Origin of the sequence: Pseudonocardia sp. SID8383 (genome assembly GCF_009864975.1) — a bacterium.
Lineage (GTDB): Bacteria > Actinomycetota > Actinomycetes > Mycobacteriales > Pseudonocardiaceae > Pseudonocardia > Pseudonocardia alni.
This window is the reverse complement of sequence record NZ_WWFY01000587.1, coordinates 1-10,518: the sequence shown is the minus strand read 5'-3', so window position 1 is coordinate 10,518 and position 10,518 is coordinate 1. Positions and strand designations below refer to the sequence as shown.

Annotated in this window: 9 protein-coding genes; 2 read left to right on the top strand and 7 right to left on the bottom strand. The window is 74.5% G+C overall.

Annotated elements, in window-relative coordinates:
• Positions 1-556 precede the first annotated feature (556 nt).
• From couO to GTW08_RS14315, 6 genes are read right to left on the bottom strand one after another with little or no spacing between them, the layout of a single operon-like run.
• Complete coding sequence (couO, locus tag GTW08_RS14340; protein ID WP_083658928.1) at positions 557-1,423, bottom strand: 4-hydroxyphenyl-beta-ketoacyl-CoA hydrolase; 867 nt, start codon at positions 1,421-1,423, stop codon at positions 557-559.
• A gap of 19 nt (positions 1,424-1,442) precedes the next feature.
• Positions 1,443-2,408: a 3-hydroxyacyl-CoA dehydrogenase NAD-binding domain-containing protein gene (locus GTW08_RS33000; protein WP_073577189.1), complete on the bottom strand. Its 966-nt coding sequence runs from the start codon at positions 2,406-2,408 to the stop codon at positions 1,443-1,445.
• Positions 2,405-4,351, bottom strand: coding sequence for an acetoacetate--CoA ligase (locus tag GTW08_RS14330; RefSeq protein ID WP_073577190.1), 1,947 nt, complete (start codon positions 4,349-4,351; stop codon positions 2,405-2,407). The genes GTW08_RS33000 and GTW08_RS14330 overlap by 4 nt, the downstream gene beginning before the upstream one ends.
• The gene (locus GTW08_RS14325; protein WP_161152041.1) at positions 4,348-5,124 is read right to left on the bottom strand and encodes a crotonase/enoyl-CoA hydratase family protein; all 777 of its coding nucleotides are present in this window, start codon (positions 5,122-5,124) and stop codon (positions 4,348-4,350) included. The genes GTW08_RS14330 and GTW08_RS14325 overlap by 4 nt, the downstream gene beginning before the upstream one ends.
• Positions 5,121-6,629, bottom strand: a complete 1,509-nt coding sequence (locus tag GTW08_RS14320) for an acyl-CoA synthetase (protein ID WP_073577192.1) — start codon at positions 6,627-6,629, stop codon at positions 5,121-5,123. Before GTW08_RS14320 ends, GTW08_RS14325 begins: the two co-directional genes overlap by 4 nt.
• Positions 6,630-6,686: 57 nt before the next feature.
• A complete protein-coding gene (locus tag GTW08_RS14315; protein ID WP_304580177.1) occupies positions 6,687-7,166 on the bottom strand; it encodes a MarR family winged helix-turn-helix transcriptional regulator in 480 nt (159 codons plus the stop codon).
• A gap of 85 nt (positions 7,167-7,251) precedes the next feature.
• Between GTW08_RS14315 and GTW08_RS14310 the strand changes: the two genes are divergently transcribed.
• The gene (locus GTW08_RS14310; RefSeq protein ID WP_073577193.1) at positions 7,252-8,583 is read left to right on the top strand and encodes an MFS transporter; all 1,332 of its coding nucleotides are present in this window, start codon (positions 7,252-7,254) and stop codon (positions 8,581-8,583) included.
• 15 nt (positions 8,584-8,598) lie between these two features.
• Here the strand turns inward: GTW08_RS14310 and GTW08_RS14305 are convergent, their stop codons facing one another.
• Entirely contained in the window at positions 8,599-10,050 is a 1,452-nt protein-coding gene (locus tag GTW08_RS14305; protein ID WP_073577194.1) for a DHA2 family efflux MFS transporter permease subunit, read from the bottom strand.
• A gap of 150 nt (positions 10,051-10,200) precedes the next feature.
• On the opposite strand from GTW08_RS14305, the gene GTW08_RS14300 reads away from it, so the two are divergent.
• The coding region (locus tag GTW08_RS14300) for an NAD(P)/FAD-dependent oxidoreductase (RefSeq protein WP_237453835.1) at positions 10,201-10,518 on the top strand (318 nt) is incomplete at its 3' end.

The following is a 10,518-nucleotide window of genomic DNA, read 5'->3' as shown; positions in this document are numbered from 1 at the left end:
GGAGGTCCGCGCGGGGGCGCGGTGGTGTCGGGGAGTGCGGGGGGCGGTCCCGTGGCTACCGCGGCTGCGGACCCCGTGCCGGGGACGGCGTGCGGCGGAGCGCGGGCGCGCCCCGGGAGCCGGGCGCGGTCAGACGCCGGAACAGAGCGCGCTCGCCTGGCGGCGCAGGTCGACGTGGCGCCGAACCGCGAACCGGGAGACGAGGTGCATGGGAATCAGTAAACAGACCCGTTCGGGCCAACTCGACACCGGACAGGTCCACATCATGGGAACGGGGTCGCAGAGCCGCGAGATCGGGCGCGGGGAGTGACCTGGGCTACTCCGTACGGACCGGGACGACCCGCCCCGCGGTGCCGGAACAGGGCGAAACGAATCACCTGATCGTGTCAACGACGTCGGGAACCGGTTCGCTTCGAGGCTCTGACCTGGGACGACGTACGACGCGACGGGCCGTACGGGAACCCGTCCGGACAACCCGGGCGGCCGTCGATCCCGTGACCGGCACGAGCGAGGGGTCCGGTGCCGCATCCGGCACCGGACCCCTCACCGTCGACGATCACCCCAGTCCGAGCATCCGCACCGCGTTGTCCTTGAGGATCATCGGCCGGACGTCGGGCTTCATCTCGAGGGTCTCGAAGTCCGCGAGCCACCGGTCGGGGGTGATGACCGGGTAGTCCGAACCGAACAGCACCTTGCGGCGCAGCATCGTGTTCGCGGCCCGCACCAGCTGCGGCGGGAAGTACTTCGGCGACCAGCCCGACAGGTCGATGTACACGTTGGACTTGTGGGTGGCGATCGAGATCGCCTCGTCCTGCCAGGGCACCGACGGGTGGGCGAGCACCACGGTGAGGTCGGGGTGGTCGGCGGCGACGTCGTCGAGCAGCATCGGGTTCGAGTAGCGCAGCTTGATCCCACGCCCGCCCGGCAGTCCGGCGCCGATCCCGGTCTGTCCGGTGTGGAACAGCGCGGGCACACCGAGCTCGGCGATGGCCTCGTAGAGCGGGTAGAAGCGCGTGTCGTTCGGCTCGAACGCCTGCAGGCTGGGGTGGAACTTGAAGCCGCGGACCCCGTGCTCGGTGACCAGCCGGCGGGCGCGGGCGACGGCGGCCTTGCCGGTGTGCGGGTCGACCGAGCCGAACGGGATGAGGATGTCGGCGTGCGCCGCGGCGGCGTCGGCGATCTCCTCGCTGGACAGCGGCGGGTGCCCGGTGCCCGACGGCGCGTCGACGGTGAACACCACCGCGGCGATCCGGCGTGCCCGGTAGTGCTCGGCGATGGCGTCGATGGTCGGCGTGCGGTCCTGGTCGGCCTTGAAGTACTTCGCCGAGGCGTCGAGCAGCTCCTGGTCGAGGGCCAGACAACCGTGGCCGTCCTGTTCGACGTGGACGTGCACGTCGATCGCGTCGACGGCAGCGAGGTCGATGGGCATGGGGGAACCTCCGTCAGGGGAGCTCGGTACGGGACTTGGCCTCGAGCAGCGCGGCGAGGACGCTGTCGCGGCGGGCGGCGAGCGCGGGGCCGTCGAGGTCGCCCAGCTCGTCGCGGACGCCGTCGACCAGCGTCGCGGCCAGCTCGGGGGTGAGCGTGACCTGGCCGAGGTCGCGCCACCACCGCTCGGTGGGTGGACCGAGGTGCTCCAGGATGTGCGCGAGGCCGCCGGGGCCGCCGGACAGGTGCTGGTTCGCGAACGGGCCGAGCACCGCCCAGCGCAGGCCGGGGCCGTGGGAGATGGCGGCGTCGACGTCGGCGACCGTCGCGACACCCCGCTCGACCAGCGAGTACGCCTCCTGCCACAGCGCTGCCTGCAGCCGGTTGGCCAGGTGGCCCGGCACCTCGGCGCGCAGCCGGACCGGCCGCTTGCCCAGCGCGGTGTAGAAGGCGAGCGCGGCCTCGACGGCGGACTCCGCCGTCCGCTCCCCCGGCACGACCTCGACCAGCGGGATGACCTGCGGCGGGTTGAACGGGTGCCCGACGAGCACCCGCTCGGGGTGCCGGGCGGCGCCGCGGGCGATCGTCGTCGGCAGGAGGCCCGAGGAGCTGGAGGCGAGCACGACGCCGGGGGCGGCGGCGGAGTCCAGCTCGGCGAACAGGGTGTGCTTGAGGTCCTCGCGCTCGGGGCCGTTCTCCTGCACGAAACCGGCGGGCCCGGCGGCGTCAGCGGCGCTGCCGGCGAACACCAGGTTCGCCACCGGCAGCGGGCCGTCGTGGCCGGGGAACGGGCCGAGCGCGGCGAGGTCGGCACGCAGCCGGTCCTCGGCGCCCGGTGCGGGGTCGAAGGCGCGCACGTGCAGGCCGCGGGCCAGGAACAGCGCCGTCCAGCCGACGCCGATCACCCCCGTCCCGACGACGGCGACGGTGCCGACCCCGGCCGCGGCACCGGCGCCGCCGGGGGTCCCGGGCGCGCTCACGCCGGCGTCCCGGAGGCGAAGTGGACGAACGCGTCGAGCGCGGTCGGGTCGGCGAGCACGTCGCGGGAGGCGACGTCGTCGACGGCCGCGCCGAGCAGGATGCGCTTCACGGGGACCTCCAGCTTCTTGCCGGTGCGGTTGCGCGGCACGACCGGCACCGCCTCGATCCGGTCCGGGACGTGGCGCGGGGTGAGCTCGCCACGCAGCGCGGTGCGGATGCGGGTGACCAGGGCGTCGTCGAGGGGGGTGCCGTCGGCGGGCTGCACGAACAGCAGCAGCTCACCGTTGCCGCCCGCGGGGTCCTCCAGGTGCACCACGAGCGAGTCCTCGACCTCGGGCAGTTCCTCGACGACGCGGTAGAACTCGGCGGTCCCCAGCCGGACGCCGCCCCGGTTGAGGGTGGCGTCGGAGCGGCCGGCGACGACCGCGGAGCCGTCGGCCGAGAAGCGGACCCAGTCGCCGTGCCGCCACACCCCGGGCCAGGTGGCGAAGTAGGTGTCGCGATAGCGGCTGCCGTCGTCGTCGCCCCAGAAGCCGACGGGCATCGACGGCATGGGGGCCCGGATGACCAGCTCGCCGAGCTCGTCGACGACCGGGCGGCCCGCGTCGTCGACGGCGGCGGCGTCGACCCCGAGACAGGGCCCGGAGATCTCGCCGGACCACACCGGCTGGAAGGGGCTCCCCTGCACGATGCCGGAGCAGACGTCGGTGCCGCCGCTGCCCACGTTGAGCAGTACCTCCGGGCCGAACTGCTCGGCCACCCAGTGGTAGCCCTCCGGCGGGAGAGGGCTCCCGGCGGCGCCGATCTGGCGGACCGCGGACAGGTCGTGCTCGGCGGCCGGGCGCAGGCCCGCGGCGCGCGAGGCCATGAGGAACCCGGGGCTGGCACCCAGCAGCGTCGCGCCGGTCTCGGCGGCGAGACGCCACTGCCACCCGAGGTCGGGGTGGGCCGGGTTGCCGTCGATCAGCACGATCGAGGCCTGCCGCAGCAGCCCGGACACCAGCGCGTTCCACATCATCCAGGCGGTCGTGGAGTACCAGAGGATCCGGTCGCCGGGGCCGAGGTCCCAGCTCAGGGCGTGGTTCTTGAGGTGCTCGACCAGGATGCCGCCGTGGCCGTGCACGATCGCCTTGGGCAGCCCGGTGGTGCCGGAGGAGAACAGCACGCACAGCGGGTGGTCGAACGGGACCGGGTCGGCGCCCGGCTCCGGGTCGGCGGCCAGCAGCTCGTCCCAGGTCATCGCGTCGGGCACGGTGTGCGGCCCGTACGGCACGGCGACGACGTGGCGCACCCCGGGCAGCCCGGCGCGCAGGGCGGCGACCTCGTCACGGCGGTCGACGTCGCGCCCGGCCCAGCCGTAGCCGCCGACGGTGAGCAGCACGACCGGGTCGACCTGGCCGAACCGGTCGAGCACGCTGCGGGCGCCGAACTCGGGGGCACAGCTCGTCCAGACCGCGCCGAGCGAGGCGGTCGCGAGGAACGCGACGACGGTCTCGGGCAGGTTCGGCAGGTACGCCGCGACGCGGTCGCCGCGGCCGACGCCGAGCCTGCGCAGCCCGGCCCGGGCGCGGGCGACCTGCTCGCGCAGCCCGCCCCAGGTGAGCTCCACCCGGTCGCGGGTCTGGGAGTACGCGACGACGGCGACGTCGTCCTCGGGGCCGTCCAGGGCGTGCGCGGCGTAATTCAGCGTCGCGCCGGGGAACCACTCGGCGCCGGGCATCCCCCGCCGCCCGAGCACCGCCCGGGGCGGGGTGTCGAACCGGACGCCGAGGTGGGTCGCGACCGCGGACCAGAACGCCTCGGGCTCGGTCACCGACCAGCGGTGCAGCGCGGCGTAGTCGGGCAGGGTCAGGCCGTGCCCGCGCTCGACGGCGGTGACGAACCGGCCGATCTCGGTGGTCTCCCGGACGTCGTCGGCGACGGGGCGCAGCAGCTCGCTCACCGGCTCACCTTCCCGCCGCGGCCGTCGAGGAAGGCCCGCATCCGCTCCTGGGCCTCGGCGCTGGACGAGGCGACGGCGGCGACCAGCGACTCCATCATGAAGCCGTGGTCCGGGGAGGCCTCGGCGATCCGCGGCAGCGCCTGGAGCACCGCGACGTTGGTGATCGCCGAGTTCCCGGCGACGGTGCGGGCCAGCTCGCAGGCGCGGGCCAGGCCCTCCCCCGGGCCGGTGCGGTAGTGCGACAGGCCCAGCGTGTGGCCCTCGTCGGCGTCGAGGACGCGGCCGGTCAGCATCATGTCGGTCATCCGGTGCACGCCGATCAGCCGCGGCACCCGCACCGACCCGCCGCCACCGACGAACAGGCCGTGCTGCCCCTCGGGCAGCGCGTAGAAGGTGGAGTCCTCGGCGACGCGCAGGTGGGTGGCCGAGGCCAGCTCCAGCCCGCCGCCGACGACGGCGCCTTTGAGCACCGAGACGACCGGCAGCCGTCCCTCGGCGAGCCGGGCGAACGCGCGGTGCCACATCCGGGAGTGCTCCATCGCCGCGACGACGTCGCGGTCGCCGAGCTCGGACGGGTCCAGCCCGGCGCAGAAGTGGTCGCCCTCGGCGTCGAGGACGACGGCGCGCACCCCCTCGGGCGGGCGGGCGAAGAAGTCCTCGATACCGAGCACGGTCGCGTCGTCGAGGGCGTTGCGCTTGCGGGGCCGGGACAGGCGCAGCACGGCCACCTCGCCCTGGCGTTCCACGATCAGCGACTCCGGCAGAGAACTCACGACAGCTCCTCGGCGACGGCCGCGGCCGCACGCAGGTCGACGCGCCGGACCTTGCCGGACGCGTTGCGGGGCAGCTCGTCGACGAACCGCACGTACTTCGGGACCTTGTAGCGCGCCAGCCGCCCGGCGAGCAGCGCGCGTACCGCGTCGGCGTCGAGGACGGTGCCGGGGCGCAGCTGCACGTAGGCCGCGCCGACCTCGCCCCAGCGTTCGTCGGGGACCCCGACGACGGCGCAGTCGGCGATGTCGGGATGGGTGACCGCGACCGCCTCGACCTCGGCCGGGTACACGTTCTCGCCGCCCGAGATGATCATGTCCTTGACCCGGTCGACGGCGAACGCCCAGCCGTCCTCGCCGGACCGGAGCACGTCGCCGGTGCGGAACCACTCCCCGCGCCGCGACGCCGCGGTCTCGTCCGGGCGGTTCCAGTAGCCGGGGCTGACGTGCGGCCCGCGGACCAGCAGCTCGCCGGGCTCGTCGTCGAGGGGGGCGAGCTCGCCGTCGCGCTCGACGGCGACGTCGGTGAAGAAGTGCGGCACCCCGACCGAGGTCGGCGGGTGCGCGGCCGTACCGTCGCGGGTCGCCATGTGCACCCCGGGCGAGGCCTCGGTCATCCCGTAGCCCTGCTGCAGCGCGACGCCGCGCTCCAGCCAGGCCCTGGCGACCCGCTCCTGCACCGGGGACCCGCCGTAGACCACGGTGCGCAGCGACGACAGGTCCGTACCCGCGAACGACGGGGACTCGCACAGCATCTGCAGCATCGTCGGGACGGCGGCGAAGCTGGTGATCCCGGCCTCGGCGATCCGGCCCAGGACCGCCGCCGGGTCGAACCGGGCGACCAGCTCGACGCTGCCGCCCTTGAACAGCGTGGGCAGCGTGACCTGGGAGAGCCCGACGCAGTGGAACAGCGGCGAGATGCACAGCGTGCGCTCGTCCGAGCAGACGTCGACGTGGGCGAGCTGGTTGACCGTGTTCCAGGTCAGGTTGCCGTGGGTCAGCACCGCCGCCTTCGGACGACCGGTGGTGCCGGAGGTGTAGAGCAGCACGGCCGGGTCGTCGAGACCGGCACCGGCGTCGTCGCGGGCGGGCCCGCGGGCGAGGTCCTCGACGCCGCGCACGACCGGGATCCGCGGCGCGGTCGCGGCGACGAGGTCGTCGGCATCGGCGCCGTGCACGAGCAGCGTCGCGCCGCAGTCGTCGAGCATGTAGCCGACCTCGGCGGGGGCCAGGCGGTAGTTCAGCGGGACCGCGACCGCGCCGAGCCGCCACGCCGCGAAGCAGGTCTCCAGGGTGGCGACGGCGTTCACCCCCAGCCAGGCGACCCGGTCCCCCGGCCCGACGCCCCGCTCCGCCAGACCGCCGGCGATCCGGGCGGCGCGCCCGGCCAGCCCGGCGTGGTCGACCGCCCGCTCCCCGTCGGACAGGGCCGGGGCGTGCGGACTGATCCGCGCGCGGCGGGCGGGCCAGGTACCCAGCCCGAGGCCGGGACCGGTGATCGGGCTCATGGGGCTCCCTCGCTCCTTCATATCAAGCAAGTTGATAGCAAGGTGCTTGCCATGGGGTCAAGCATCGCCGTCCGGCGGGACCCCGTCGCGACCGGCCAGGGCGGCGAGGCACCGTTCGAGGGCGTCGGCGAACACCTCGGCCTGGTCGGGCTCCAGCGCGTCGAGCATCCGGCGCTCGACGACCCCGGCCGCGGTGTGGCAGCGGGCCAGCGTCGCGTCGCCGTGCGGGGTGAGCCAGACCTGCAGGATCCGGCGGTTCTCCGGGTCCGGCCGGCGCTCGACGATCCCGTCGCGCTCCATCGCGGCGACGAGCTGCTGCATCGCCTGCGGGGTCACGAAGTGCCGTCGCGCGAGCTGCGCCGAGGACAGCCCGCCGCGGCGCTCCAGCACGCTGAGCGCGGTGTACTGGGCCAGCGTCACGCCCAGCGGGCGCAGCGCCTCCTCCATCCGGGCCCGCTCGGCCATCTGCAGACGCTTGACCAGGTAGGTCAGCCGCTGTCCCCGCGTCCCCGTCGGTACCGACGCCGCATCCGTCACGTGTGCGATCCTAACGATCGTGGCGCTGATCACAAGTAACTTGCTATAAAGCTGCTTTCCATCTCACGGAAGGCAGGGAGCTGCGATGACGCACCCCCGGTTCTCCTCGACCCAGCGCCGGCGCGCGGTCCTGTCGAGCTACCTCGGCAGCCTGATCGAGTACTACGACTTCCTGCTGTACGCGACGGCCTCGGCCGTCGTGTTCAACGCGGTCTTCTTCTCCGACCTCGACCCGCTGGTCGGCACCGTCGCCGCCTTCGGCACGCTGGCCACCGGCTACCTGGCCCGCCCGCTCGGCGGGATCGTGTTCGGCCACTTCGGGGACCGCGTCGGGCGCAAGAGGATGCTGGTCATCAGCATGGTCGTGATGGGCGTGGCGAGCACCCTGATCGGCCTGCTGCCGACCTACGCGCAGGTCGGCGCGCTGGCCCCGGTGCTGCTGATCGTCCTGCGGGTCGTGCAGGGCATCGCGGTCGGCGGCGAGTGGGGCGGCGCGGTGCTGATGTCGGCCGAGCACGCGTCGTCGCGGCGCGGGCTGTGGGCGAGCTTCACCAACGCGGGCGCGCCGAGCGGCATGGTGCTGTCGACGCTGGTGCTGGCGCTGTCGGCGTCGCTGACCGGGGACGCGTTCCTGACCTGGGGCTGGCGGATCCCGTTCCTGCTGAGCGTGGTGCTGCTGGGCATCGGCCTGTTCGTCCGGCTGTCGGTCACCGAGACCCCGGTGTTCGCCGCGGCGGCCGCCGCACAGCCGACGACGCCGGCCCGCGCCCCGCTGCTGGAGGTGCTGTCCCGGCCGCGCAACCTGCTGCTCGCCGTCGGCGTGGGGTTCGGGGCCTTCGTCGCGCAGGGGACGCTCACCACGTTCCTGATCTCCTACGCCGTCGGTGCCGGGTTCGAGCGCCAGACCGTGCTGAACGCGCTGACGCTGTCCTCGCTGGTCGCCATCGTGGGGATCATCGGCTTCTCCGCGCTGTCGGACCGGGTCGGACGACGGCCGGTCGTCCTGGGCGGGGCGGTCGCCACCGGGCTGTGGTGCGTCGCCGTCTTCCCGATGATCGACACCGGCTCGGCGGTGCTGCTCACCCTCGCCGTGGTGGTCGGTCAGGGCGTGACGCACGCGGCCTGGTTCGGGCCGTCCGCGGCGCTGTACTCGGAGATGTTCTCCACCGGCTCGCGCTACACCGGGGCCTCGCTGGGCTACCAGATCTCCGGGATGGGCGCGGGCCTCTCGCCGGTGCTGTTCGCGTCGCTGCAGGCCGCCGGGTTCGGCACCGGGACGCTGTCGGCGGTGATCGGGGCGCTGGCGCTGGTCTCGGTCGGGTCGGTGCTCGCCCTGCGCGAGACCTCCCGCGACGGGCTGGACGACCCGGACGTCCCCGCCCCCGCCGGCACCACCGGGAGGACCGCGACCCGCTGACCCGGCGGGCGGGCCTCAGGCCCGGGCGTCCTGCGGGGCCGCGGCGGGTGCCGGCAGGCGGGACGCGGCCAGCGCGACGACCACCGTCACCAGGGACACGCCCGCCGCGACCAGGAAGGCCGCGTGCACCCCGGCCGCGTCGACGCCGGCGCCGGCCGAGGCCAGCGTCATCACGGTGATGAACAGCGCCGTCCCCGCCGCGCCGGCGACCTGCTGCAGCGTGGTGAGGATGGCGCTGCCGTGCGAGTACAGCTCGCCGGGCAGCGAGCCGAGCGCGTCGGTCATCAGCGGCGTGAACATCAGCGCCAGCGCCGCGGACAGGCCCACGTGCAGCACCACGACCAGCCAGATCGGCGTCGCCGCGGCCAGGGTGGTGAACCCCCACATCACGATCGCGAGCAGTACCGACCCGGGCAGCACCAGCGGACGGGCGCCGACCCGGTCGTAGGCCCGGCCGACGAACGGGCCCAGCAGCCCCATCACGAGCCCGCCCGGCAGCACCACCAGGCCGGCGACGAACGCGCTGTCGCCCAGCACCTCCTGGATGTAGAGCGGCAGCAGGATGATCGCGCCGAACAGCGACATGAACCCGGTCGCGACGAGCACCAGCGACAGCGAGTACCGGCGGACCGCGAACGGGCGCAGGTCCAGCAGCGGGGCCGTGCCGGTGCCGCGCTGCAGCCGGACCTGGCGGTGCACGAACACCGCCAGCGCCACCGCCCCGAGCACCAGCGGCACCCACGGCGGCACCGCGGTGTGCGCGCCCCCGGCGGCGGACTCGCCGATCGCGGACAGCCCGTAGACGATCCCGGAGAACGCGACCGCCGAGATCAGGACCGAGGCGACGTCGAGCGGGGCCCGCGTGGTCTCCGCGGCCACCCGCAGCCGCAGCGCCCCCGCGACCAGGGCGAGCAGCGCGATCGGCAGCACGATCCAGAACATCCAGCGCCAGCCCAGCGCGGAGAGGATCACCCCGGACAGCGTCGGGCCGACCGCGGGCGCCACCGCGATGACGATCGAGATCGTGCCCATCGTCTGCCCGCGGCGGCTCGCCGGGACCAGGCGCAGGATCGTCGTCATGAGCAGCGGGATCATCACCGCGGTGCCGGTGGCCTGCACGACCCGCCCGGCCAGCAGGAACCCGAACGCCGGCGCGACCGCGCACAGCAGGGTCCCGGTGCTGAACAGGCCCATCGAGGCGAGGTAGACCGCCCGCGGCGGGAACCGCCCCAGCAGGTAGCCGGTGATCGGGATGACCACCGCCATCGTCAGCAGGAACCCACTGGTCAGCCACTGCGCGGTGGCCGGGGTGACCCGCAGGTCGGCGATCAGCGCGGGCAGCGCCACGCTCATGATCGTCTCGTTCAGGATCATCACGAACGCCGAGCCGACGAGCAGGGAGATGATCAGCAGGGCTCCGGCGGGCAGCCGCTCGGCGTCGCGGCCGGCGGCCGGCTCGGTGGTCACAGCGTGCTCCTCGGTACGTGACGGACGCGCCCACCCGCGGCGCCGGCACACGGCGCGGCCGGGCGACGGGGTGGCGGTGTGCGAGTGCACCACGGCCGGGCGGGCGGTGGCGAGCCGTTTCCGCCCGGGTGCGGAGGGGACAATGGCGCCATGTCCACCTACGACGTCGTCGTGGTCGGGGCCGGTCCCGCCGGCTGCGCCGCGGCACTCAACGTGTTGCGGCTGCGGCCGTCGGCGTCGGTGCTCCTGCTCGACGCCGCGGCCTTCCCCCGCGACAAGACCTGCGGCGACGGCGTCGCGGCCGAGGTGTTCGACCTGCTCGACGAGCTGGGTGCCACCGGGGTCCGGGCCCTCGGCGCCGCGGCACCGCGGCTGCGCCTGCGCACCCCCCAGGGCCGGGTCGTGCACCGCACCGCGGCCCGGCCGAACCGGGTCGTCACGCGGCTGGAGCTGGACGCGGCGCTGGTC